Source organism: Pseudoalteromonas sp. NEC-BIFX-2020_015, assembly GCF_012952265.1.
Classification (GTDB): domain Bacteria; phylum Pseudomonadota; class Gammaproteobacteria; order Enterobacterales; family Alteromonadaceae; genus Pseudoalteromonas; species Pseudoalteromonas neustonica.
On record NZ_JABCJL010000003.1, the window covers coordinates 220,221 to 247,064 of the forward strand.

Consider the following 26,844-nt stretch of genomic DNA (forward strand, 5'->3'; position numbering starts at 1 on the left):
GCCTAGCTTTTAAATAACTGAGTGTATCTTTTGGCATAACTTAGTACTATTTTTGCTGTTTCTTCATTATCAAGTAATAGAATTGGAGGATCCGTTAATGGCGGTAAATCATCAAAGCTAGGTAATGGCTTTTCCAACCAGCGCCAGCATTTAGTTCGATTAGCTTCAACTTGTAATAAAGTTAATATTATTTCTTCAAGTATTTCTGGCTGACCAAACCAACCTATAGGTTTAGAAACTGGTTTTCTTCCTCCCTGGATAACACGTGGCAACTGCGACTGTTTTAGCTCATCAATTGAAATATTCCTACGCGTCCAATCAGCATGTATATCTAATTTTTCATTAGGGTAACGAACATTATCAGTAGTAGGGATCACTAAGCCTATTTTAACTTTATTTAGAGATTTTATTTTTTCTAAAGCTCTTTCTAAATCAGTGTCATTAGTAACAAACACGATTTGCTCAATTGAATCATCTGTAAATACATCAAATAAAGCCTCAACGGCAATGTTTACATCAGTTTGCTTTTCTTCAAGCTTCCAAATGTCCACATACTCACATTCATTTGGATGCTTTTTAGGTTCTTTTTGATCAATTTTAAATGCACGTGTTGGATTTATAGAGTAGTAACCTTTGATTATTTCTAGCTGACTATTTGAACTATTAAAAGTTAAAGCTCGGTGATAAGCCTGCTGATCAGCTAAAGAATCTTTTGACGTAGCTGCTTTTTCTACAATATTAGCGGTAAAAAACTTAATGCTTAAATTGTCTTTAGTATGGGCTTTACTTGCAGAACTGGGGAGGATGTAGTGATCAAATAATTTAAATATATCTAACCACTTGTAAGGTGTTCGCTTAAGACATCCATAATATAAATTATATCCATCAATATATATTCGAGTCTTCAAAGTCGATCCTTAAACTTTAGCTACAAAAAAACCGACACTAAGGTCGGCTTTTTCTCCCTATATCCAGGAGACTCAATGCTACGCGTGGAAGTAGGGTTAGTTGTTAATAGCAATCTTAGTCAAAATTGACCAATACGTCAACAACTGATTTTATCGCCAATTGTAGGTTTAGACAAAATAATAAATTATATTTCCTATTTAGAGCGCCCTCTCCAGCCGCTCCATACGTCATCTTCTTGGTTGGCTTTTTTCTTCTTTTTCTTACCTGTGCCTTCAGGCTTGGCCATTGGCTTGTCGTTTTTAAGCGCCTCGGCGGCATCAAGGTTGGCTTGGTTTACAGCAAACCCTGTTACTTCCTCACGCTCTAAACGTAGTTTGTTTTTCTTCTCGATGATTCTAAAGTGATGAAAGTCTTCGTAATCAATCAGTGATAACGCTAAACCTACTTCACCAGCACGGCCACTTCGGCCAATACGGTGCATGTAATCAGCGGGACTGCGCGGTAGGTTAAAGTTTATTACCACTGGCAGCTTTTCAATATCTAAACCACGGGCGGCAATATCGGTTGCAATAAGTACTTCGATTTCGCCCGCTTTAAACTTTTCGATTACCCGAGTTCGTTCACTTTGGCCTTTATCGCCGTGGAATACTTGCGCGTTCACACCGCGTTTTTCAAGTTTGCTGGCTAAGTGCTCACAGTCTTTTTTGGCGTTCACAAAAATCAGTGCTTGGCGCCATTTATGGGTTTTAATTAAATGCGCTAAAACCGTGGTTTTCTCGCCTTTGTTAACACTAAACACGCGCTGTACAAGTGTGCTCTCTTCTTTGTTTTGTACTTGTATTTCAACTGGATTATTTAGCAGCTCTTGCGTTAATTGTGTTACTTGCTCAGGAAAGGTCGCTGAAAACAACATAGTTTGCTTTTTAGCAGGCATTAACGCTAACAGCTCTGCAAGCTCTTCTGTAAAGCCAAGGCTTAACATGCGGTCAGCTTCATCAAGTACTAAAGTTGAAACTTTATCGAGCTTAATGGCGTTACTTGAGATTAAATCGAGCAAACGTCCTGGCGTTGCAACAATAATATCGGCGCCGCCGCGTAGAGCCTGCATTTGTGTATTAACCGACACACCACCAAATACCGCCACGGTTTTAATCGCGCCATTAAAGTTCGCAGAATACGATTTAACGCTATCAGCCACTTGCGTAGCAAGCTCACGAGTCGGCACTAAAATAAGCCCTGTTACAAAGTTACCCTTACTTGCAGTACTTTTAGCGCCCTGCTCTAGGAAAGCTTTTTGCAACATAGGTAATGCAAACGTTGCTGTTTTACCTGAACCGGTATTTGCCCCTGCAATTAAGTCACTTCCCGCCAAAATACTTGGAATTGCTTTTGCCTGAATCGGCGTAGGTTGCGTGTATTCAAGATCAGACAATCGAGCAATAAGCTCTGGAATAAGGCCAAGTTCGTTGAAATTGCTAGGGTTTGCGGCTGAGGTCATAAAAAGTGCGGCTCATTACTAAAAATAGCCTGCAATTTTAGCGTATTTATTGCCCGTTAAGTAGGGATAAGTGATTTTAATGTGTTTTAGGTAATGGCACGTGTGGTGGTGTGCGCTACGAATACCGCGAAAATTAATCTATTCATGCGCAGGCTTAACTAAGCCTGCGTTTTTATCAATGGGGTATCTTGGCTTTTTAAGAACTCAACGGCCTTAGCTTGATATTCTTTAATAAAAGATTCTGAGGTTAATTTTTCTACCGTTGATAAAGCAGACTGCGCATATCCAACAACTTTACTAAAAGAGCGAGGGTGCTCTTTTCGCATTTGTTGTGCTTCCTTAACACCAAGTTCAAAAAATGCTGTTATATCGATTTTATCACTTGAAGAAAAACCTCTGTTCTGGAAGTTGATCCCTTCAAGAGAGCCCTTTACATCCATAACATCCCCCCAAAATGCTCCTCTGAGGCTTTCTGTGTTACCGCTTGCTCTTTGTGTATCCGACTCAAGTTTTCTCACCGCATCGACTATCCCTTTGAATTCATTGATCGACATATTACTAAAGTCAAAGCCTTCAGGATTAAGCAGCGCACTATAGGGTGAGCTTTTTTGCGCTCCGCCGGTAAATGCAGCAATCGCTTCTGGTTCTACCTCTTTTTTAGCATCTGCCACTTGCTGCTGAGGAGCTATCGGCGCTTTGGGTTGATTTGTAGTAGTCAGACTTACCGCTTGATGAATATTAAAATTAATAGTCATAAAAGTTCCTTTTTTAGTTGTTCTGCATTCAAGTATTTCTGTATCGGCTGACTTCCTTATTAGTTTAGGACCTATTTTAGGTAATTCATTGAAACGTGATATTTCAGTACAACCTCCCCACAGCCCTTTTTCAGGAACAAAATATTACTGTAACATTCTCTTCGGCATGCAAAGTGTCACTATCTATATTGGAAATTATCTAAAACTCAAAGGACTAAGATGAAACTTACACATTTACTCAACGCTATTATCCTCACGGCTTTAACCGCGACTAGCACTTTAGCTATGGCTACAGTAGAAAGTGAATTAACAAAACGAGCCGAGGCAGTGGCAAAAGCCGAAGGTATAACAATGGCTGAATTACTTGATCGCTCTGAATTGGGTGAGCTGGATGTCAACCAAAGAGCCGCTGAGTTAAATCCACAATGGGCGAGTTCACGCTGTGAAACATATAAATACACCAAATATGCCAGCGTTAAGATAGATGAAGAAGCTACACTAGCGCGATTTTCAAGTTTTGGAGGTGGATGTAACTCATTCTTTTTCACTATCGAAAAAAATTACGATGGTCATGATATGGAGCTCGTTTTATATCGTGACAATCGAATTATTGACTCTGGCACCCATATTGGCCAATATTTAAGTAGTGGTAGTTATATACTAAAACTCAGAAATAATGGTGGCGGTAATGGTACGCGTGGTGGTGTGCGCTACGAATACCGCGAAAATTAATCTATTCATGCGCAGGCTTAACTAAGCCTGCGTTATTAACGCATTTATTGCCCGTTAAGTAGGGATTAGTGATTTTATTGATGTGTTTATAATAAGTCGCTCTGAAATTAATTTAAATGAAGCAATGCAAGTATCAAAGTCATGAGGCTTTGAGTTGTATACCATTGGCGCAACGAACGCATTAAAATGCTCACGAAACTTCTCATTATTTTGCAGTTCCTCCAATCCCAGCTTTAGCTCATTACGGGGATCGTCAACAAACTCCTGATGTTGATTACCAAATCGAATCCTATCTTCTTCCAAAATAGAATCAAACATCGGGCGTAACACGTCCATATCAACCCTATGACCAATAAAAATACAATGAACATCATAGATATGACGGACCAACGTATCATCATCCTTACGATGTGGATTACGCTTAACAGACATCGTACGGCGCAACATAGAAAGTACTTTTTCAACCAGCGTAGAATCAATCGATACACACAACATAGCCTTAACTTCACCAGGTTGCTTGTAGCTCTGAGCCACCAGCGATGAAATAGCGCGAAGCTCAATGCCATGAAGTTCAATAGTCTCAATAAACTCTAATTTTATATACGGGCGTAGGCACGGTGCTTGGTGATATTGTTGTGGGTACTTAATTTCTATTTCGACATAGCGATACTCATCATTCACCGTTTTATCAGCGTAATTAAGATAAGGATGATCAGCCAACTTCATTATGATGTGTTCAACTAGTGCCTTGCGTGCTTTTTTCTTTGCTCCTTTACTCTTGTTGATAAACTCAGCAGTAGGGATCAATTTTATGTCTACGTCTTCAGACATTCTCAGGATTTTAATATTGGATTTAGCCAATGCAGTTCCGCCAGAAAAAACCAGCAGATGGTTTTCACTTTTTACATCTTCCAACAGTGCAAGAAGAGACACTACCCAATAATCTTTTTCTGGGATCGATGGATTACCTAATTCCAATGCATCAGATACCTCAAGAAACTGTTTTTTCAGTTTGGGTATACTCACCTGCGATAACTCAATACTCTATTGCCAACTTTAAGACTTCGGTTGAATTGCTTAGAGTCCCAGCTGTACTTGATGGATGCAGGTATTTGGGTAGATTCACCGTTAATACTCCTAAGTGACATGGTATCCATTTCAAAGTCTACACCGCGCAGCTTTAGAATCTCACGTATGAGTGCGTCAGTACCGCCTGGGTTTGTTGGCATCGGTTTATTAGTAAGACTATTAATCGTTGCTTTAGTATATAAACCATAGCCAATTTTTATCAGTTCACCTTTATCAACTAATTGCTTTAGTACACGACCAACCTGATCATAGCTCGCATAATTGTCGAAATCTTTACGTTCAAATACATAGCGGCGAGAACGCTTTATTTTTTGATAAATACGGTCAGTTGCAGTCATGGCTAATTCTCCTACGTAATGATTTGTTTTAGTATAACCCAAACCACCTCTGCCTAAAAATAATACGGCACTGAAAAAAGAAAAAACACGACAAAAATCACCAAAACAAAAAAATAAGCTGTTGTTTATATTAAGATATAAGTAAGTTAAACAAAACTGACATAAACTTTAAATTGCAACCGACCTAATTATTGATAAAACCTTAGTAAGCAACGTAATGATGATTTTTGAATAAAAAGTCAACAACTTAGTTGGCAATATTATTAGCTCTTGCTCAGCTCTGCTTGCAACCTAGCTTTTGTCTCTTTTAAGTAATTTATATAAGGATATGAGTCGTCTGCAATCGCTAAAGCAGATTCCATCTGTGCAAGCGCTTGGCGAGTGTCACCTTGCATTTCATAGCCATAAGATAGGGCTGAAAGCGCATCGACTGATTTTGGGTGGTTTTTTAAATTGTACTTAAACACCTCAATTGCACGAGTAAACTGCTTGCTTCGCGTTAAGTTATAACCGAGTGATCTAACAGCGCGATCTGGTGGCGAAATTTGCTCGCCCCATTGCTGAGATAAGTTTTTATAATAAGCATCAATAGAGGCTACATCGTCAGTTAAAGCACTTATGGGCATTTGTTTAGGCAAAAATAAGTTGTAGTAGGCATTAAATACGCCAGCAGCAGTGGTTAAGCCATGCGAGATACCATCAAACGCATCATTAAAAAAGCGTAACCCCCGCACTTTAGGCGATTGTAGTGATTGCTGTAGTTCATCATACCTTTCACGCATTATGCCGGCTTCTTCGCCAATATTGATGTAAACGTAGCTGTTAAGCTCTTTGTTTTTAGTTATAAACGATTTTGTGCTTTTTACCATTGCGCCATAATTCCACCAAACCGCAGGGCTATAAGCAATATGCGCTTGAAACAGTTCAGGATTTGCCTGCAACGCATACAGCGCAAATACACCACCAGCAGAGGCGCCAGAAATCACTTTATAGTCATGCGTACGATAATTTTTATTAACTAAAGGAATGAGCTCTTGTTCAAAGAACGCTAAAAATTTTGCTGCGCCGCCCCCTTCACCGACAGGACCTTGTGGCTCTTTATTCACTGTAGGATAAAAATCTCTGAGTCGATTAGTGTTTTCAATAGCGACAATAATAACCTCAGGCGCACGATTATCATTTTGTAAGCGCTCAATGACAGCACTGGCAAGCGGTATATTACCCGCTCCATCTAAGCGATAAATCACTGGGTAGACTTTATTTGACTCAGATTGATAGCTCTTAGGTAATTGTACTGTAACTGTGCGTTCTTCGTCTAAAACAGCCGATTTAAAAGTATGCGTGTGCACAGAGTAATCAACGGTTTGTTGTTTAGTGTCAGATTGTGCAAAGGCACTGTATGAGCTAAAAACACAAAAACTAATAAAACACAGAGCGGTAAATACGCGCATGACTAATCCCTTAGAGAATAATGAGTTACTTAAGCTAACAGAGTTTCAGGCATAAAAAAAGGCGCATTAAGCGCCTTTTTAGCTTCAACAGCTAATTACCAACCTATTGATTTTACTCAACTGTTACCGATTTAGCTAAGTTACGTGGCTGGTCGACGTCAGTGCCTTTAATTACCGCTACGTAGTACGACAGTAACTGTAGTGGAATTGTATATACAACAGGGGCAATCACGTCATCTACATGGTTTACGTTGATAACGCGCATGGTGTCGTCTGATGCGAAGGCTGAGTCTTTATCAGCAAATACATAAATAATACCGCCGCGAGCACGTACTTCTTCCACGTTTGATTTAAGCTTTTCAAGCAATTCGTTGTTTGGTGCTACAACAATAATAGGCATGTCGGCATCAATTAGTGCTAATGGGCCGTGTTTAAGCTCGCCTGCTGCGTAGGCTTCAGCGTGAATGTACGAAATCTCTTTAAGTTTAAGCGCGCCTTCCATTGCAATTGGATATTGTGAACCACGGCCTAAAAACAGTGAGTGGTGCTTGTCGGCAAACTCTTCAGCTAAGTCAGCAATACCATCAGCAAGTAATAAAGTTTCTTCTAACTTAGCTGGAAGCAATTTAATAGCGTTAACAATAGTGCTTTGATCTAAGCCTTTTTCTTGCGCTATAGATGCAGTAAGCATTAACAAACCAACAAGCTGTGTAGTAAATGCTTTAGTAGAGGCTACGCCAATTTCAGCGCCCGCTTTGGTCATAAAGGCTAAATCAGATTCACGTACAAGTGATGAGCCCGGTACGTTACAAATGGTCATTGAAGCCATGTAACCTTGCTGTTTAGCTAAACGAAGTGCCGCTAGCGTATCGGCTGTTTCACCTGATTGCGAAATAGTTACAAGTAGGCTGTTTTCGTGTACGAAAGACTCGCGATAGCGGAACTCAGAGGCAATCTCTACATTACAGCTTACGCCTGCGTACTGTTCAAGCCAGTAGCGGGCAACCATACCTGAATGATAAGACGTACCACAGGCAATAATTTGTACGTGTTTAACGTCTTTAAAAATTTGCTGTGCGCTGTCGCCAAAGGCATCAATCGCTACGCGGTCGTCGTTTAAGCGCCCTTCAAGTGTATTACGTACAGCAAGTGGCTGTTCGTAAATTTCTTTAAGCATATAGTGACGATAATCACCTTTGCCTGATGCATCTTGAGTGATATTTGACTCAATCACTTCACGTTCAACGGCGTTGCCGTCTACATCAAAAATTTCGACTGTGTCACGAGTAATACGCGCTACATCGCCTTCTTCAAGGTAAATAAAGCTGCGTGTTACTGGTAATAATGCTAACTGGTCAGAGGCAATAAAGTTTTCGCCAAGGCCTAAGCCAATAACCAACGGGCTGCCTGAACGCGCTACGATAATTTCGTTATCGTTGGCTTTATCAAATACCACTGTACCAAATGCGCCATCAAACTGTTTTACAGCGGCTTGAACTGCTGCAAGCAAGGTTGTGTGTTGCTGGCGAAGTTGATGAATTAAGTGCACCATTACTTCTGTGTCGGTGTCTGATAAAAACTCGTAACCGTCGCCTTTAAGCGCTTCACGCAAGCTTGCGTGGTTTTCAATAATACCGTTATGTACTAAGGCAATTTCGCTATTTGAAATGTGCGGATGCGCATTTGCTTCAGTCACGCTACCGTGAGTAGCCCAACGTGTATGCGCGATGCCGGTAGTGCCTTTAACGCCCGCTTCATTAAGTGCATTTTCAAGGTTTACTACTTTACCAACCGCTTTTACGGTATTTAGCGTATTGCCGTTTAAAAGTGCCACGCCAGCTGAGTCGTACCCGCGGTACTCTAGACGTTTTAAACCTTCAACTAAAATTTTATTTACTGGGCGTTCTGCAACTGCCCCAACGATTCCACACATAGTATTCTCCATTTTTGCACGTTACCCAATGTATTCACCTTGGGTTGTATGTGTTGTTAAATATTAAATGCCCATAATTGGTGTTGTCGGCCTATTATGAGCTGAAATTATTACCTTTTCAGGTCAATTTACTTCGGCGCAGATCAACTGCACGCCACATGCTTCAATTGCTTGGCGAGTATCAAGCGCCAAGTTGCTATCGGTAATTAAAGTTGTAACACGTTGCCAAGGTAGTTCTAAATTAGGAATTCGACGACCTATTTTTTCAGACTCAACTAGCACGATTACCTCTCGAGCCGCCTCAGCCATTACTTGGCTAAGCCCTACTAACTCGTTAAAGGTGGTAGTGCCTCTTTCAACATCGATGCCATCGGCACCAATAAAAAGCTGATCAAAATCATACGAGCGCAAAACGTTTTCAGCTACTTGCCCCTGAAAGGATTCTGAATGAGGATCCCAGGTGCCACCGGTCATCAAAAGTGTTGGTTCATTTTCTAAAGAAAGCAAACGGTTAGCTACGTTTATTGCATTGGTCATCACCACTAAACCACGTTTTTTAGCAAGCTCAGGGATCATCGCTGCTGTTGTACGGCCGCTATCTATAATAATGCGGTTGTGATCTTTTATAAGGTTACTAGCCGCTTGTGCAATTGCCATTTTGCGAAGTGAATCGCTTTTCTCATCGCTATTTGCAACTATCTCTTGAGGTAGTGCAATTGCACCACCGTAGCGGCGTAATAATAGTCCACTTTTTTCAAGCGCTGTTAGGTCTTTACGAATGGTTACTTCAGAGGTTTGAAATTGTTCAGCCAATGCTTCAACAGCAACTTCTCCTAGCTCATTTACTTGGCTAAGTATTGTATGGCGACGTTGCTGAGTGTTTCGTTTGGTCATAAAGTAATTTATTAAGTTTCGTTTCGAAAGTTACAAGATTTTAAACGAAACTAATAAAATGGCAAGCCGTAGATCAAAAAAAGCGCAAAATGCGCTTTTTATTAACCCCAAAACAGTGAATTTAAAACTATTGCATTACATTCACTCACTGAATTTCAATAGAAATAATTTCACTAGTCCTGCTACCTAAACGTTTAACTACAACCGTATTATTGATTTTATCCACATAAAAATTTGGTCTGATCACACTAAAGTCAAACGTTGTAGAGCTTAGGCTAGAGCCATCAACATCATCTATATCGATTTCATTGAATGTTGTATTTATTAAGTTATGGCTGCTCCAGAAAATTTTACCGTTTACAACATCCCAGTTAGTATTTTTTTCTTTCGACACACTTATCTGCAGTGGAGTAATTGCTTTTAAATCAGCATCAAAACGAGACAACTTGCCGGTATTGTCACCTAAGATATAATCGTCTTTAAATTGTCGGATGAAACGATATCCCTCAAAAAGAATGGATTGTGCTTCTTCCTTAATAGAGTATTCAAAAACCAACCATTCACCATTACTTTTTCTGGTGTACAAAATCGACTTTTCATCTTCTGAGAAAGCAACATCGCCAATCATTTCATCCACTTTAGATATATAAGTTAGATTATTATTAAGCGTATTTAGCACAGTAATACGACCATGGAGTTTAAGTAGTACATATTGCCCCGACAGAGATGGAGCTATCAACTCAAGTGATTTTTCCGTACTTAAAAACACCACCTTTTCCTTTGGCTTCTGTTTTTTATAAAAAGCTAAATCGCTTATACCTTTAAGCTTCTCGATCACCCAAACCTTATCACCTAAGGGTTGATAATCTACAATACGACGTTGCCCTGACTGCTCATCCTGAAACAATTCGATATCTTTAAAATTACTTAACGGCAATTTTTTCTCAGCAATTGTACTGATTCCATAGGTGTCTTTAATAGCAAACAGCATGCTTGGGCTCACCACATCAAGTGAGATAATACCTTGACCTGTAGTGGCGATTTCATCTAAACGCCCAGTTTTAACATTTATTTTAGCTAGCTTTTTATCATCTAATAAAATGATATGGTCATCATCAAACCAATGAACATCATAAATAACCTCATTTTGATCATACTGAAAAAGAACACTGCCCGCCTTTAAATCTAAAACTCGAATAAAATTACGCTTACTATCCATATAAACGCGAAGTACAACCAACTTACCTGAATCTGGTGAAATATCAGCTCGGCTATCATGTTCTCCTTTTTGAGAGACCGAGGTCACTTTTTCTACCAAACCAGCGTTAGTATTGAATTTATAGATAAGCATTGCGCTTTCTCTACTTTTTTGTGCTGAAAAATAAATAACGTTATTTTCATTTTTATCGATAAAAACATCAGAGATAAAATAAAAATGTGTCACTAAAACATCTATTTTATATTCTTTACTTTTAAGGGCTACCCGCTTTAATGATGCTGCATCACCGACATTATCAGAGAAGAATAAGTAATTTCCATCACGTGAGAAAGCTAAGCCCCTAGGTAACCTTGTATCATCAACTAGCACTTTTATTGTTTGACTATCTTGATCTTTTAAATAAATTTGATAGTTATTTCCACTGCTTAATTTACTTGTAAATGCGATAAACCGACCATCATTCGAAACTACCAGCACTTTTTTATCAGAGATAATCGAGTCAATCACTTGCGTGGTAATAGACGTTTTATACTCCCCATTTTTGTTCCATAAATAGACTAATGAAAATACAAGGGTAGTTACTATAATGAGAAATAAAAAAACCTTACTTTTACTAACTTTATTGCGTGGTAAGTTTTCTTCACTGTTCTTATCTACAAGTGGAGCAACTTTATATACGGGGCTGATTAATTTATATCCGCGCTTAGAGAGCGATTGAAGGTATTTAGGGTTTTTATGGTCATCGTTCAACACTATGCGAATTTTACTGATAACTCGCCTTACCGCAGCATCTGATACACAACGGTCTTTCCATAAGTTTTCATGCAATTCATCTATTGATATATAACGCTCATGATGCTCAATAAAATACATCAATACAGCAAAAACTTTTGGCTCTAGCACAACAGATTGCTCATTAACTCGAAGAGACATTTCGTCTGTGTCTAAATAATACTCACCTAATTGAATCAACATACGTCCATTGCTGCTTTTAACGACCCATTGTTTTTACTTAGCCCAATCATAACCTATGCAATTTTTCATTACTACAACCCTTTAACCTATTGATTTAAAACATAGTCACAACTTAGTTACAGTAAAATTATTTATGTATTATTGCCTAATTAATTTGTTGGAGTATTTTCGTTGAAAAAAGGAATAACTATGAAACTTACATCTAAACTAATCTATCAAGGGTTGATAGGTTTATCTGTCGTTATGCTTATCTCTGGCTGGCAATTAGGATTTGCAGATAATGCCGAAGTTATATCAAAAGACTCTGTCACTATTGCGAAGGTTGAGCTTGGTGATTTTTCAATTAAAGTTGATGGCTACGGGTCATTGCAATCAATCAATAAACGACTCCTCACTGCAACTAGCAATGCTGTGGTTGACGAAATAAAACTCAAAGCAGGTGCTGTGGTTAACCATGACACGGTGATCCTCACTTTAAATAACCCCGAACTAGAAAGTAAGCTGCGCTTGGCATTAGCAAAACTTAAAAATGCCAAAACCCAAAAGCGGCAAACCGTATTACTACAACAACGCGAGATGCTAAATAACGAATCAAGCGTATCTGAGCTAAAAGCACAATCTGAAATAGCCATGCTGCAAGTTGAAGCAGAGCGCACATTGGCTAAATCAGGCATTGTTTCCGGGATCAGCGCCAAGAAAAATGAGCTGGAAGCCAAACAGTTAATAAAGCGTATTGAGCTTGAGAAATCAAAACTTGATAAGTTAACACTGATGCAAAAAGAAGCCCTATCGATTCAAGATGACTTAATAGCCCAGGCGCAGGACGAGTTTGATGTCGCAAAATTAATGGTAGAGCAACTTTCTGTTAAAGCGGGGATGAGTGGTGTTATTCAGCGCTTACCTTTAAGTTTAGGACAAAGCGTCACTGCGGGTTCTGAACTGGCGCTAATAGGTAGCCTTTCTCCTTTGGTTGGTGAAATAAAAGTGCCGCAAATTCAAGCTCATTTAATTCAAATAGGTATGACAGCCCAAATTAGCACCTTGAATGACCAAGTGCGCGGCCAAGTAGTGCGTGTTGATCCTGTGATCAGTGACGGTGCTGTGCAAATTGATATTGAACTCGAAGCTTCAGAATCAGACACCATGAAGCCCATGCAACAAGTCGATGCGACTATTTTTGCCGATGTACAAAAAGAGGTGAATTATATAAAACAACCCACAGGTGCAAGCGAAGGCAGCTATGGCTCATTATTTAAACTCACACTGGATAACAAAGCCGTTAAAGTTGAAGTGCAATACGGCAAAGCATCAGGGCAACTGATCCAAGTGTTGTCAGGGCTAGAGGCTGGTGAACAAGTCATTATTTCTACATTAGATATTCCCGCTGAAACAACAACAATAAAAATTGCTGGTTAAGGAAAAACATGAATACTGAAATTTTAAGAGTTAATAACTTAAGTAAATCTTTTGCGAATGGTGAACAAGTCAGTCAAATTTTAAAAGGAATTAGCTTTACCGTATACGACGGCGAGTTTATCTCTATTTCTGGGCCTTCGGGTTGTGGTAAATCAACACTGCTTAACATTATGGGCCTGCTTGACACTCCTCAAAGCGGTGAATATTACATTGACGGTTTATTGGTCTCTGATATGGACTCAAACCAACGTGCGAAAGTACGCGGTAATCGCATTGGTTTTGTGTTTCAATCGTTTAACTTAATTGACGAAATGACTGTACTTGAAAATGTTGCGCTGCCGCTAAAATACCGTGGTGATTCTTTGTCAACACGCCACGCAAGAGCGTTAGATTGTCTTGAAAAGGTGGGTTTGGCTGATAAAGCTGATTTACACCCAAATCAAATCTCTGGTGGTCAACAACAACGCGTATCGATTGCACGCGCACTAGCTGGCGATTCTGGCATCATGCTGGTCGACGAGCCGACAGGTAACTTGGACTCAAAAAATGGCGATGCAATCATGGCGTTAATAAAAGACCTAAATCAGCAAGGTACAACGATTGTATTGGTTACCCATGATCCGCGTTATGCCGACATGGCTACGCGGAGTATTCAGCTAAAAGATGGCACTGTGGTTACTGCAAATGTAGAACAGGTTGATCAGTCATGTTAAAAACTGCCTACAATACCTTTAAACGTGCCAAACAATATTATTTTACTACTGTATTTACACTGGCATTAACGCTCTCTATGGTGCTTAGTTCATTTAGCTTGGTTGATCTAGTGTTTTTCTCACCGTTGCCTTATCAACAAAGCGATAACTTATATTTACTTGAAGGCACCATTAACTCTAAAGGCTATTCAGGGCCTGCGAGTAACTCAAAAGTAATGAGCTACATTCAGCACGAAAACACTGTTTTTACTGATGTCGCTACTTATCATAAGTGGACTGATTATAAGCTACTAGATAAACCCAGTAGACCCGCAATAGATGTCATTCTCGCTTCACATAATTTATTTGATTTACTCGGCGTAAAACCAAAACTTGGTCGGTTATTTAACAAATCAGAAGCGCTCGGCACTCAGCAAATGTCGGTCGTATTAGGTTATCGTGCTTGGCAAACTCACTATAAAAGTGACCCTAATATTGTTGGTAAAAAAATACAACTTAATCAACGTCGCTTTACCGTTGTAGGTGTTGCACCTGACGATCTCGTATTACCCTCATACAGCAATATAAATGATGCAATATGGCTTCCCATTGATGCAGACGAAGCTTTTAACCCTAAAACATCAAATGGCTTTATGGGCGCATATAAGAGTGTTGTTAGATTTAAACCCGCAATCTCAGAGCAAGAAATTAGTAAACAATTAAGTGATTTATCGCTCAAAGGGGCGCAGTTGCACGCGCCTAATATTTTAAAAGACTTTACTGTGGATGCACGTGTTACTGCATTTAATGATGCACTTAGGGGCGACAGCGGAAAGATTGTATTAATGTTGTTACTAGGTGTGTGCTTATTAATGCTCATTGCTCTTATCAACCTGTCTAGCATGCAGCTTGCAAAAGCTATTACGCGTATAAAACCACTTGCAATCAGCTTTGCTTTTGGTGCCAGTAAAAAACAGCTCATTATTGAAACACTCAAACATAATGTTTTACTCATTAGTATTGCGGTGTTATTGGCTCTAACATTTACTCAAATCGGTTTTATGGTTATTCAAAACCTAGCAGCCGATGCCATTCAACGCTTAGATACTCTGTCTTTAAGCATTAATACATTGCTGTTTTCAGCATTTCTAATTATCAGCATTGCCTCACTTTACTCCTTCATAGAGCTCAGTGTTGTTAAAGAAAAAAACCTAATGAACAGCCTACAAAGCAGCGGTAAAGGCACCGGTAAACAAATGAGTTCTGCCACCAGCCACTTACTTGTTGGTTTGCAAATTTTGTTTTCGTTTTTAGTATTAACCACCGCCAGTCACGTCGTGCTCGTTACACTATCAGAAGCACTTAGAGATAACGGCATTAACACTCAAGGCAAGTACTCACTAACCGTTAATTACAGCAATATTGATAAATCCAGCGAACGCATTAATTTACACAAAGCAATTAGTCAGAGGTTGCTGGCGCTTAATAATGTGAGCAGCTTAGCTGTTTCGTCCGAAATGAGGCTACCAAAAACGGTTAACGTCAATCAAATATATAACGAAGCCGGACAGTATATTGCCCAAGCACGGAATAGCTTAGTAACCGCCAATTATTTCACTGAACTTAACTTCACGATAACGGGTAGAGGCTTTGCCAAGGGGGATGAACAACTCGAAAACCCACCGATAATTATTAACCAACGCCTTGCGGACTTACTTAATAAAAACAGTAATGATGTACTCAATAGCAAAGTGAGTTTTGACAATAAAAAATACTACTCAATCATAGGCATTGTCAGCAACACCTATGTACCGGGCAGCCCTGAAAGTGAAGACTTTGAAGTGTTTACACCTAAAGATTATCCTGGCTGGCAACAATTTACGTATTTAATTACTGTTGCAGATGACAATAATGCAATTGCCCATATTCAACAAGCGGTATTAGAAGTAGACCAACGACTAGACATTAATAACATCGCCTCTTTAACAAGTTTGTTTGATGATAAAAGGCAACGTCACTTAAATGCAGCATGGCTGGCTATTGTATTGGCATCAACATCGCTACTGATGGTGTGTATTGGCATAAACGGTATTGTTAGCTATTTAGTTAAAGTTCGCAGATATAGCTTAGGCGTAAAACTTTCTATGGGGGCTGACAATTATAGGCTCCTAAAAGAAAGCTTATTAGAGCTTATGCAACCTATAACAATGAGCTTAGTATTAGCTTTCTCGTTGGCATTTTTAATTATAGGCTATTGTATGTCATTACCTGGGGTTGACCTGCCTATAAACTGGTGGTTAACAATGGCCATTTGGTTAGGATTATTAGCTATATCAGTACTTGCCAGCTTTTTTCCGATCAACCAAACGTTACGACAAGATCCAATAAAGGCGTTACGAAATGAGTGAAAATAAGACTCAAGCGCTTTATATCCATAAATAAAGCTATAAATAGGCACCCGACTTTAATCTATTTTGCGTAAAGTCGGTTTTCATTGAATCACTCACTGTCAACAACAACAACAACAACAGCTAGTCCCGTTTGGTTAGCAGCCAATTTTGCTTTATCATCAATGCATACTCATTAACTGCCTAAAATGATGACTCATCTAACTCAATTCAATAGCCTAGCAAAACCACTGTTTGAAGAGCGCAAAGCCGCTCATGAGATCTGCCGCTTATTTAACAAAAGCCCAAGCAAAGGTAATTTAAAGCGTATTAAAGAGCTATTTGCGCAGTCCGGGGAGGGCGTAATAATTGAAGCAGGGTTCCATTGTGATTACGGCTCGCAAGTGCAAATTGGTGATCGTACGTTTATAAACATTAATTGCACTGTGTTAGATGCACCAATTGTTGAGGGGGTCATTACCATTGGCAGTGATTGTTTAATTGGCCCAAATGTACAGCTATTAGCGGTGTCTCATGCAGTTGAGCCTAAACAAAGGCTACAAAAAGAAAACTTTGCAGCGCCAATAACGATAGGCAATAACGTGTGGATTGGCGCAGGGGTTATAGTCTTAGCGGGCATCACCATTGGCGATAACGCTGTAGTAGGCGCAGGGTCTGTCGTCACCAAAAATATTGCCGAAAATACAGTAGTTGCAGGTAATCCAGCAGCTAAAATCAGAGATATTTAAAAACATTGATCGTAGGCCGTCCATTTATAGCGACACAACATATACAGCCAAATTCACCTTTACGCGCTAAAGCACGCCCTACAGGTAGGTCGTCATTTATGGCGACAACTCACTGCGATATTAAGTTTACAAATATACTGAATTCCAATACGGATAATCACCAATTTTAGTGACCAATTTCTGCCTCAAAGGGTTTGCAGCAATGTACCTCGCTATTGCAATCCTATTTTCTTCTTCTCGCAGCGCATGATCATAATACGCTCTTTGCCAAACAGGCTGATTTTTATTGCGCACTTTATTAACTTCCCGAGCAGATGCACCTTTTAAATGACCCACTGTTACTCCTAATTCACTCGATGTTAATTGCAATAAACCATGGAAATGATCAGGCATTAAAACCCAAGTTAACCAACGGCATTGATACTTGAGCTCATTACTAGCAATACATCTACAAAAAGTATTGGCAAGATCAGAGCTACTAAATATCCTTTCTCTGCGATAGCTCGTAAAAGTAATAAAGTACTCACCTGATTGAATTGATACACGCCCTTTCTTTAAGTTACTCCAGCTCATTTGATAAATTCCTTTTTCCTAAAGCAGAAGTAAAATATAGCCTATTCACGCGCTAAAGCACGTCCTACAGGTAGGTCGTCATTTATGGCGACACAGCATAAACAGCCAAGCTACACTTTTACGTGCTAAAGCACGCCCTACAGGTCGTCATTTATGGCGACACAACATAAACAACTACATTCACCTTTACGCGCTAAAGCACGCCCTACAGGTAGGTCGTCATTTATGGCAACACAACATATACAGCCAAATTCACCTTTACGCGCTAAAGCACGTCCTACAGGTAGGTCGTCATTTATGGCGATACAACATATACAGCCAAATTCACCTTTACGCGCTAAAGCACGTCCTACAGGAAGGTCGTCATTTATAGAGACACAGCATAAACAGCCAAATTCACCTTTACGCGCTAAAGCACGCCCTACAGGTAGGTCGTCATTTATGGCGACACAACATATACAGCCAAATCCACCTTGACGCGCTAAAGCACGCCCAACGGTAGGTCGTCATTTATGGCGACACAGCATAAACAGCCAAATTCACCTTTACGCGCTAAAGCACGTCCTACAGGTAGGTCGTCATTTATGGCGACACAACATAAACAGCCAAGTTCACCTTTAACGCGCTAAAGCACGCCCTACAGGTAGATCGTCATTTATGGCGACAAGAATATAAAAGGCCTCTCGGTAAACGAAAGGCCTTAGTTAGAAGATTGTAACTAATTTTATATAACGACTTATCTATTCATCACGTAAGATAAGTGACGGCCGTGCGCTCGCGGCTTTGAAAGCAATAGTTGCTACCGTAAGCCAAGTTATTACAGCCACAACCAATGCAGCCACAGCATAAACCCAAATAGGCTGTCCTATACGGTCGTTAAAACTGCTTAACCAGTTATCCGTCAACCAATAAGCTAGAGGTATACTTACTAGTAAGCTCAGTGATACGAGTTTTAAATAAGACAAACTCAACTCTGTTACTAATTGCGTAATGGGTGCACCCAACACCTTTTTAATGGCCAAATCTTTTTGTTGCGAGAGTACCGTTTGAGAAACTAATACCGCAAGGCTTATAAGGGTTAGCACCGTACTCAAAATTAATAACCATTGTGATAACGTAATTATGCGACGCTCATTTTTGTAATTTTTTGCATAATCATCTGCAAGCCCGCTTATTTCTATATCAAGGATTGAAAAGCGCGATTTTAATACATCCGCAATTTGCGTTTTTAAATCTGTATATGAAGCTGCGTCAGTTACTTTAATGACTATATTGCCATTCGGAATGTAACTACGTGCAAGATTAAAAGAAAGGGGTATCATTTCCTGCTTAGCTGAACCTACCTTAACATCTGCGACAACGCCGACAATAGTCGCATTTAAATTTGAATCAGCATTGCTAAGCGTCATGCCGATCACGTCCTGCAATGATTTGTAACCCGCTAAATGAACCATCGACTCAGTAACAATTAACGCCACTTGCTCAGAGCCATCAGGCATTTTTTGATACCAATCACTTTGAAATTCTTCACTAAAGCCTCTGCCTGCTAACAAGTGAAGGCCCAATGCTTCAACAACATTAAAGCTCGTTACAACGGAAGGCGCGACACCTTCAATTACCTGACCATTTGGCCAAGTTAATTGAACTCCTCCTCGTACTTGCTCCGTAATATTAATGTCGGTTGCAGTAACTGAATCAACGCCTGGTAAATCAGCAATTGCTGATATTAGTTGTGTTTTATCTTTTTCAAATAGTTGTGTGGCTGGTACATTTTTAACTATGAGTCTATTTTTAGTTTGATAACCCACATCCATGTTAGCAACAAACTCCAGCTGTAACTGGGCAATTATAAAGACGATAAAGATGAATATCGCTAAGCCTGCTTGAAAACTCAGTACTCCCTTCACTAGCAAACTTAAATGGTACTGATAATGTGTTCTTACTAATAATTTCACATCAACATTCGCAACAACTACCCCTGCATATACACCATTGAGTAATCCTATTACTAAGGTAACTAAAACAGCCATCAGCACCATACTCTTGCTGAGTACGAACAATATATGTGTCTCGACTAACTGATTAAAGTAACCATAAGTCAGCTCAACAAATGCCAAAGACAACACCACCGCACAACCTGTCATCAAAATAGATTCATAGATAAATAAACGAAAAAGTTGACCTCGGCTTGCCCCTATTGCCTTTTTAATCGCTATTTGTTTTGCAGCTCTACCAACACTGACTAAATTAAAGTTGATAAAATTACAGGTTATTTGCAAAAAAAGAATGAAAATCAGCCCGCACGCAATGGTAACTGCGAGGATCGACCCAGGCGCTTTCATTTCATAAGTTGAGCGACCTTTTAAATAAATATCAGTGATATTAATCAATTTATATTGTACCGTTTTGTGCTCTTCTGACTTTGTTTTTAAATATTCTTTAAATAACTTAGTTTCAAGTTCAGCAATATCTGTATTTACAGCTGTTTTAATATAAACGTAACCATGTGGCTGCTTTTCAATTGTGTTAGGGAAGGCTGTTAGCACACTGAACTGAAAATGAGTATGCGTTGGTAAGTCCTTAAATACCGCGCCAATTATATAGGCTTGATTTTTTGTCGTTAACCGTCTTCCAATTACATTGGCGTTAGCAAATAGTCTGATCGCTTCTGATTCACTGATAGCAAGTTGATTAGGCGTGTTCAAAACCAGATCTAAATTGCCAAAAATAATGTCTAGGTTAATAAATCGATCTAAATTATTTGACGCAAAATAGACATCTTTTAACTTAACATTGGTTTCGCCATTATGTGCGTCTAAATTAAAATTGTGATCAACATATCCCATAAACTCGGCAGGTATTAAACTAAATATTTCTTCAATGTCGCTATCATTTTTAAGTGCTAGTGCCACAGCTAAATCGCGCATCGGCATAAGCGTGTCAAAGCCAAAGCTTTTATAATCTACATGTGCCCTATATACCCGCTGTTTATCCGGTTGGTTACTATCATAAGAAAGCTCATGTTTTACAAATAGAGCCAACAAGATAACAGCTGCTAACCCAGCGCTATAACTAATAAAATGGAGCCAAAATAATCGAGTCGCTTTTGTTCTTATTGAAATAATTAATTGTTCCAAAGTGGTTATCCTTTTCAACTAGCTTTGCGCTGCCAAAATTTAACTCGATACTTTGGCAGCGTTAACATTTTTGTCTAAAACATCATTTTTTTATTATTCATAGCGTAAAGTAAGCGATGGCCGTGCGCTCGCGGCTTTGAAAGCAATAGTTGCTACCGTAAGCCAAGTTATTACAGCCACAACCAATGCAGCCATACCATAAACCCAAAAGGCTTGATCAACACGCTCATTAAAGTTCGCTAGCCAATCGCCCACCAGCCAAAAAGTAAGCGGGTAGGCAATCGCGACACTTATCACGACTAGAATTAAAAACTCTTTAGCGAGTAGATTCATAATACTGATGCGTGACGCGCCGAGCACTTTGCGTACAGCAACTTCTTTTTGACGGCGTAATACTGAAAAAGACGCTAAACCAAAAGTCCCCATACACGCTAAAAATACGGCCAGTGCAGAAAAAACACTGACTAACTTTGCAGTGCGCTCATCATTACGGTATATCGCTTTATAGTTTTCACTGACAAGCTCAATTTTTGGTGCAAATATATTGAGCGATTTACCAAGCACTTGTGATAATTGAGCTTTGATAGCACTTAACTGAGTCATATCTATATCGAGCAGCATACGACCGGTCCAGCTATTGGTATAACCACAAATAAAGAGAGTTGCAGGTTGTTGATCGCGAACTGTGCCAACTTTTATATCTTTAACTACCCCTACAATCTTTAAAACCATCAGGTTATTACGGCCATCTTGGGTTTTCCAGATACGGCCAAGGGCAGCTTCTGGAGAGCTATAACCAGCTTGTTTTACCAATGACTCTGTTAATATTACCGATGCACTCGCTTGTTGATTATCATCAAGTGCATACCAATCTGCTGATGTCTGCTGGCTAAAATCTCGACCAGCAATGAGCGTAAGCCCTATACTTGGTATTGCGTTCATTCCAACACCAATAAAAGGTAAAATTTGCTCTGAAAACTGCCCATTATCTGCGGTAAAGCTCAACGATGAATTAAACGAATCCGTTAATGAGATATCAATCACGCCAACATGCTCAACACCGTTAATATTGTTTACTTGGTTTAATAACGCATTATTTTGTTGATAAAAGAGATCGCCTGCATCAATGTCTGATATTTGCAGCTTCGCTGTTTTTTCATAACCTACTGGCAAGGTTTGTAAGTAGCTAAGCTGCTGCTGTAACAACATAGCGCCAATGATCAACGCCACTGAAAGGGCAGACTGAAGTACCAACAACGCCTTACGAATTAAAATCGCAGTATGACCTCGCTGTAAATCACCACTGAGAACACGTTTTGCACTAAAAGCCGACATAAATAGCGCGGGGTAAACACCTGCTAGTAATCCAATCAATAGCACAACCCCCATGACAAGAGCAGCAAATAAAGATTGATAATTCATCACTAATTGGCGGTCAATTAACTGATTAAATATTGGTAAACTCACCTCAACTAACATGCACGCAATAACACCGGCTAATAAGGTGATTAATACCGATTCAAGTAAAAACTGTGTGACTATTTGACCTCGGCTTGCACCAAGAGCTTTCCGTACCCCCACTTCTTTAGCGCGGCGTGCAGCTTGTGCAATACTCATATTAATAAAATTAAAACTTGCCAATGCAATCAGTAAAACACTCAACCCTATACAAATATAAACCGTTGTTTGTGAGCCATTTTCTTTCATCTCATAGCGCGAATCACTCGTTAAATGGATATCTGTTAACGCCTGTAGCGATAATGAAACCATGTCTTTATGTTCAGGAAAAGCAAGCCTAAGGTAACGATCCTCAATGCTTTTATTTAACGTAGCAATGTCTGTCCCTGCGGTTACACGTAAGTAGTTGTAGCCTGAGTTACTACTATAAGAAGTTGAGGGCGCAGACTCTTTAATTAGCGCATTGAATGCAAAATGTGTGTTTTCGGGCAAGTCAGTAAATACAGCAGCAACCGTCCAACGCTTATCACCTCGTTGCATGGTTTTGCCTACCGCTTGCTCTTGGCCAAATAAACGCAGTGCATAGCTACGACTTAAAGCGATATGGTTTGGCTGTAAAAGCGCCTCTTTAAGCTGTCCATGCAGTACATCTATTTGCATAAACTCAAGAATATTTAAGCTTGCACTTAGTACACCTTCCAATTTAAAACCTACACCATCCACCTTATATTCATCACCTGGTGGGACCATTCCTAAACTTAGAATATCTTCTATCGCAGGAAGGTCTCGCATCGTCATTAAGGCATCTTTATTCGAAATAGGTGCACTAACCCCTAATGTATTAAACGTTTGGGATACACGAAATACGCGCTCATGCTGCGGTTGAAAATTGTCATAAGATGATTCATAAACAGTAAACAGGGCAACCAAAATAGCCGCGCCAAGGCCAATACTTAAACCAACTATATTTAACAAAAAATGCTGTTTTTGCTGCTTAAATGCCCTCAAAGCAGTGACTAAATAATTAATAAACATATTAAGCAACCTCAGCAGCTTTAAGCTGCGCGGTGTTTGCTTTATCAAGCATCACTTGGCCATCAAGTAAGCGGACTAAACGATCTGCATAGGCACCTTCTTTCTCTGAGTGTGTAACCATAATAACCGTAGTGCCTTCTTGATTTAGCTCACGTAGCATGGCCATCACTTCATCGCCATTTTTAGAATCTAAGTTACCCGTTGGCTCATCAGCTAAAATTAGCTTAGGGTTAATAACCAAAGCGCGGGCTACTGCAACACGCTGCTGCTGACCGCCCGATAACTGCTGAGGTAAATGCTCGCCACGGTGGTCTATTCCCACGCGTTTTAAAATTGCATCAACACGTTGCTTACGCTCACCTTTACTCACTTTTTGGTACTGTAAAGGCAGCTCAACATTTTCAAATACAGTTAGCTCATCAATTAAGTTGAAGCTCTGAAATACAAAACCAATTGAAGCTTTACGTAGCTCTGCCAATTGCTTCTCGCTGTAACCTGCAATGTCAGTACCTGCAAAGTCAAAGCCACCACTTGTTGGCGAGTCCAGCATGCCTAAAATTGATAACAACGTTGATTTACCACACCCAGACGGGCCCATTATCGCTAAAAAGTCACCTTCGTTTACTGTTAGGTTAATGTTGCTTAGCGCTGTTGTTTCAACATCTTGAGTACGAAATACACGGCTTAAATTAGTTAATTTGATCATTGTTGTTATCCTTAAAATTGTAGTTGTTGTGCTTTTTCGAAGTTGCTGTAGCTTGAGGTGATCACCTGATCCCCCGCATTTAGCCCTTCGAGCACTTCAAAATAATGTTGATTCTTTTTGCCTAAACGAATATCACGGCGCACCGCTCTATCACTACCTTGCTCTATTACGTATGCCCAGTTACCACCGGAGTTAGTAAAAAATGCACCTCGATTAAGTAGTAAGGCATTGTTTTTGTTGTTGCCAAGCATTAACTCAAGATCAATGCTCTGGCCACGTTTAATACTTTTTGTCGCACTGGGTAAATCAACCTCGATTTGAAATTGTGACTGCTGTACGCGGCTATCAATTTTGCTCACTTTGGCGGTAATCTCGCCATCATCAAGCTCAATCATCACTGTCATATCGCGCTGAACTTGATTTAAATAAAACTCATCAAGACGCACCACTAATTTATATTCGTTAGGAATATCAATTTGACCGAGTCGTGCACCGCTACTTTTTGACTCACCAATTTCTACATCAAGCTCGCTTAAATAGCCTGACACTGGCGCTTTTACTAATAAGTTGTCGAGGTTTCGACGGGCAAACTGGAGGTTTTTCTCTAGCATTTTAGCGCTATCTGAAAGCTGAGCCACTTGCACCTCTCGTATTGAGTTTTCTTGTTTTTGGCGCTCTAGGGTGAGCTCTTTACGGGCTTGGTAATAGTTTAAATCTTCTTCCAGCTCTGCAAGTTGCTCTTGCGCTAATACGCCACTTTTAACTAAAGGTTTAGTTTGCTTTAAACGACGGGTCAGGTGGGTAATTTTTAATTCGATTTCTAATAGGTCACGGCGTAAATTTAAGCGGCTGGTTTCCATCGTCATTTGTGTATTACGTAAAAAGTTAAGCTGCTCTGTTACTTGTGCCTCACGGCTCATAACATCCAGTTGTAAGTTAGTATTGCTTAAGCGCACCAGTGGTTGGCCCTTTTCTACAAACTCTCCTTGTTCTATCAAACGCTCTTCAACTTGACCGCCAGCGATAGTATCGAGGTAAATACTGGTTTTTGGTACGACTTGACCGCGTAAGCTTAAGGCATCTTTAAAGGCACCTTGTTTAACCGTGCTAACCGTTAAACTGCTGCGCTCGATATTTTGGCTACGGCCTGTATCACTGCTTTGCGTAAAACCGTATGCAGCCGCTGCAACACCTAAAGTAAGTGCTGCAAAAGTAAATTTTTTTAAATATTTTTGCGTAAATGAGCGTTCTATTTTTTTGTCCATGTCGGCTACCTTGATACAGGTTTAATAACTAATTACCTATTGCTATTACAAAGCGTATGCCAACTTTAATTAATAAATATAATCAATCACTTAAACCAACCTCGAGTCTATAAACTAATTATAGTGTCCGTTTATAGAACACTTTGTTATCTTATAAGCGTCCATTTATGGACACTGTACCGTTTTTGTTTTAGGCTAAATAAAACCTTATAAAAAATAATAATTATGAAACATTCAGGTTCGATTTTAATTGTTGACGATAACCCCGATATTCTCATTGCGGCGCGTTTATTATTAAAGCAACACTATCAACGCGTTAAAACTACTGATAACCCATTTGATATTGCTGGTATGATTAACGAGCAACGCAATAGCGATCAGCCCATTGACGTTATTTTATTAGATATGAACTTTAGCCAAGATTCCATTAGCGGCAAGGAAGGCTTTTATTGGCTAAAAAAAATCATCGAACAAGACGCCAACATCGTGGTGTTACTGATGACCGCCTACAGTGATATTCAACTTGCTGTTGATGCCATTAAAGCGGGTGCCTCTGATTTTATTGCTAAACCATGGCAAAACGAGCAACTACTCGGTGCAGTCGCCGCTGCGTTCTCACACGCTAAAGACAAACAACAAGTCGGTAAGCTCACTCGTCAAAAGCACGGCCTAAACCAAGCACTAAATACGCCTTCGTTTGAATTTTTAGGACAAAGCACAGCAATGCAGCAGGTATTTAATACCATTGAAAAAGCCGCAAAAACCGACGCAAATATATTAGTCACTGGCGAAAGTGGCACAGGTAAAGAACTCACCGCTCACGCAATTCATCAAGCAAGTATGCGTAGCGAACACACCTTTTTGAGCTTAGATATGGGCGCAGTGGCGCAAAACCTGTTTGAAAGTGAGTTATTCGGCCATAAAAAAGGCGCGTTTACTGACGCTAAAGCTGATCGAATTGGTAAATTTGAACTTGCCCAAGGCGGCAGTTTATTTTTAGATGAGTTAGGTAACTTACCTCTTGAACATCAAGCTAAGTTACTCGCCGCATTGCAAAACCGCCAAGTAACTCCGATCGGCGGCAGTAAAACAATTGATATTGATATTCGCCTCATTTGCGCCACTAACGACAACCTTGAGCAAGCGGTCGCTGAAGGTCGTTTTCGTCAAGACTTACTGTATCGTATTAATACCGTTGAAATTAGATTACCTGCCTTACGTGAGCGCAGTGATGACATTCCATTACTTGCTGATTACTACCTTAATCATTTTGCACAAAAATATAAACGCAACTTAACCATAACCACGCATGATATGGCATCGCTTTGCCATTACTCATGGCCGGGTAATGTACGTGAGCTCGCCCACGCCATAGAGCGTGCGGTAATATTAAGCGAAGGCGAAAATCTTGATGTGAGTTCAGTGGTTGGTAATACGATAAGTAACGCCAACAGCACTAATAACCTAATTGAAAATAATAATGCATACGATACATTTGATTTAGAGGTACTCGAACAACGCACAGTGCGCGCAGCCCTTACTCACCATCAAGGTAATGTGAGCCACGCAGCTAAAGCGCTTGGTTTAACCCGCGGTGCGATGTATCGCCGCCTTGAAAAGTATGGCTTATAAA

The 26,844-nt window shown here is 39.8% G+C and carries 21 protein-coding genes; 7 read left to right on the forward strand and 14 right to left on the reverse strand.

All coding sequences use genetic code 11. The features are described from left to right. Positions 1 to 2: 2 nt before the first annotated feature. From HH219_RS03925 to HH219_RS03935, 3 genes are all read right to left on the reverse strand, one after another. Complete coding sequence (locus HH219_RS03925; RefSeq protein WP_169326681.1) at positions 3 to 908, reverse strand: NYN domain-containing protein; 906 nt, start codon at positions 906 to 908, stop codon at positions 3 to 5. Positions 909 to 1,102: 194 nt separating this feature from the next. Beyond that, complete coding sequence (locus HH219_RS03930; protein WP_169326682.1) at positions 1,103 to 2,407, reverse strand: DEAD/DEAH box helicase; 1,305 nt, start codon at positions 2,405 to 2,407, stop codon at positions 1,103 to 1,105. Positions 2,408 to 2,565: 158 nt separating this feature from the next. Then, positions 2,566 to 3,162: a hypothetical protein gene (locus HH219_RS03935; protein WP_169326683.1), complete on the reverse strand. Its 597-nt coding sequence runs from the start codon at positions 3,160 to 3,162 to the stop codon at positions 2,566 to 2,568. Positions 3,163 to 3,381: 219 nt separating this feature from the next. On the opposite strand from HH219_RS03935, the gene HH219_RS03940 reads away from it, so the two are divergent. Then, positions 3,382 to 3,894: a hypothetical protein gene (locus tag HH219_RS03940; RefSeq protein ID WP_169326684.1), complete on the forward strand. Its 513-nt coding sequence runs from the start codon at positions 3,382 to 3,384 to the stop codon at positions 3,892 to 3,894. 54 nt (positions 3,895 to 3,948) lie between these two features. Here the strand turns inward: HH219_RS03940 and HH219_RS03945 are convergent, their stop codons facing one another. The 6 genes from HH219_RS03945 to HH219_RS03970 all read right to left on the reverse strand — a co-directional run bounded on the left by HH219_RS03945 (position 3,949) and on the right by HH219_RS03970 (position 11,793). Continuing rightward, on the reverse strand, positions 3,949 to 4,920 hold the full coding sequence (locus HH219_RS03945; RefSeq protein ID WP_349251604.1) for a nucleotidyl transferase AbiEii/AbiGii toxin family protein: 972 nt from the start codon (positions 4,918 to 4,920) through the stop codon (positions 3,949 to 3,951). Continuing rightward, complete coding sequence (locus HH219_RS03950) at positions 4,917 to 5,321, reverse strand: DUF6088 family protein (protein WP_169326685.1); 405 nt, start codon at positions 5,319 to 5,321, stop codon at positions 4,917 to 4,919. The genes HH219_RS03945 and HH219_RS03950 overlap by 4 nt, the downstream gene beginning before the upstream one ends. Before the next feature lie 263 nt (positions 5,322 to 5,584). After that, positions 5,585 to 6,772, reverse strand: coding sequence for an alpha/beta hydrolase-fold protein (locus HH219_RS03955; protein ID WP_169326686.1), 1,188 nt, complete (start codon positions 6,770 to 6,772; stop codon positions 5,585 to 5,587). A gap of 112 nt (positions 6,773 to 6,884) precedes the next feature. After that, positions 6,885 to 8,705, reverse strand: a complete 1,821-nt coding sequence (glmS, locus tag HH219_RS03960) for a glutamine--fructose-6-phosphate transaminase (isomerizing) (RefSeq protein ID WP_169326687.1) — start codon at positions 8,703 to 8,705, stop codon at positions 6,885 to 6,887. Positions 8,706 to 8,828: 123 nt separating this feature from the next. Beyond that, a complete protein-coding gene (locus HH219_RS03965; protein ID WP_054205815.1) occupies positions 8,829 to 9,599 on the reverse strand; it encodes a DeoR family transcriptional regulator in 771 nt (256 codons plus the stop codon). 145 nt (positions 9,600 to 9,744) lie between these two features. Next, positions 9,745 to 11,793 carry a winged helix-turn-helix domain-containing protein gene (locus tag HH219_RS03970; RefSeq protein ID WP_169326688.1) on the reverse strand — a complete coding sequence of 683 codons (2,049 nt, stop codon included), beginning with the start codon at positions 11,791 to 11,793 and terminating at the stop codon, positions 9,745 to 9,747. A 189-nt stretch (positions 11,794 to 11,982) separates the two neighbouring features. Between HH219_RS03970 and HH219_RS03975 the strand changes: the two genes are divergently transcribed. The 4 genes from HH219_RS03975 to HH219_RS03990 all read left to right on the forward strand — a co-directional run bounded on the left by HH219_RS03975 (position 11,983) and on the right by HH219_RS03990 (position 17,037). Next, positions 11,983 to 13,209, forward strand: a complete 1,227-nt coding sequence (locus tag HH219_RS03975) for an HlyD family efflux transporter periplasmic adaptor subunit (protein WP_169326689.1) — start codon at positions 11,983 to 11,985, stop codon at positions 13,207 to 13,209. A gap of 8 nt (positions 13,210 to 13,217) precedes the next feature. Continuing rightward, the gene (locus HH219_RS03980; protein WP_169326690.1) at positions 13,218 to 13,922 is read left to right on the forward strand and encodes an ABC transporter ATP-binding protein; all 705 of its coding nucleotides are present in this window, start codon (positions 13,218 to 13,220) and stop codon (positions 13,920 to 13,922) included. Then, entirely contained in the window at positions 13,916 to 16,309 is a 2,394-nt protein-coding gene (locus HH219_RS03985; RefSeq protein WP_169326691.1) for an ABC transporter permease, read from the forward strand. The genes HH219_RS03980 and HH219_RS03985 overlap by 7 nt, the downstream gene beginning before the upstream one ends. A 188-nt stretch (positions 16,310 to 16,497) precedes the next feature. Continuing rightward, the gene (locus HH219_RS03990; RefSeq protein WP_249118440.1) at positions 16,498 to 17,037 is read left to right on the forward strand and encodes a sugar O-acetyltransferase; all 540 of its coding nucleotides are present in this window, start codon (positions 16,498 to 16,500) and stop codon (positions 17,035 to 17,037) included. Positions 17,038 to 17,163: 126 nt separating this feature from the next. Here HH219_RS03990 and HH219_RS03995 read toward each other — a convergent pair whose 3' ends face one another. Beyond that, complete coding sequence (locus HH219_RS03995; RefSeq protein WP_169326692.1) at positions 17,164 to 17,610, reverse strand: transposase; 447 nt, start codon at positions 17,608 to 17,610, stop codon at positions 17,164 to 17,166. A 153-nt stretch (positions 17,611 to 17,763) separates the two neighbouring features. Here HH219_RS03995 and HH219_RS04000 point away from each other — a divergent pair, with 153 nt between their 5' ends. Further along, a complete protein-coding gene (locus HH219_RS04000) occupies positions 17,764 to 18,087 on the forward strand; it encodes a hypothetical protein (RefSeq protein ID WP_169326693.1) in 324 nt (107 codons plus the stop codon). Positions 18,088 to 18,350: 263 nt separating this feature from the next. Here the strand turns inward: HH219_RS04000 and HH219_RS04005 are convergent, their stop codons facing one another. The 4 genes from HH219_RS04005 to HH219_RS04020 all read right to left on the reverse strand — a co-directional run bounded on the left by HH219_RS04005 (position 18,351) and on the right by HH219_RS04020 (position 25,211). Next, complete coding sequence (locus HH219_RS04005; protein ID WP_169326694.1) at positions 18,351 to 20,747, reverse strand: ABC transporter permease; 2,397 nt, start codon at positions 20,745 to 20,747, stop codon at positions 18,351 to 18,353. A 93-nt stretch (positions 20,748 to 20,840) separates the two neighbouring features. Continuing rightward, positions 20,841 to 23,240: an ABC transporter permease gene (locus tag HH219_RS04010; protein WP_169326695.1), complete on the reverse strand. Its 2,400-nt coding sequence runs from the start codon at positions 23,238 to 23,240 to the stop codon at positions 20,841 to 20,843. A gap of 1 nt (position 23,241) precedes the next feature. Further along, positions 23,242 to 23,946, reverse strand: a complete 705-nt coding sequence (locus HH219_RS04015) for an ABC transporter ATP-binding protein (protein WP_169326696.1) — start codon at positions 23,944 to 23,946, stop codon at positions 23,242 to 23,244. Positions 23,947 to 23,957: 11 nt separating this feature from the next. Beyond that, the gene (locus HH219_RS04020) at positions 23,958 to 25,211 is read right to left on the reverse strand and encodes an efflux RND transporter periplasmic adaptor subunit (RefSeq protein WP_169326697.1); all 1,254 of its coding nucleotides are present in this window, start codon (positions 25,209 to 25,211) and stop codon (positions 23,958 to 23,960) included. Positions 25,212 to 25,436: 225 nt separating this feature from the next. Between HH219_RS04020 and HH219_RS04025 the strand changes: the two genes are divergently transcribed. Next, positions 25,437 to 26,843, forward strand: coding sequence for a sigma-54 dependent transcriptional regulator (locus HH219_RS04025; RefSeq protein WP_169326698.1), 1,407 nt, complete (start codon positions 25,437 to 25,439; stop codon positions 26,841 to 26,843). Position 26,844: the final 1 nt, after the last annotated feature.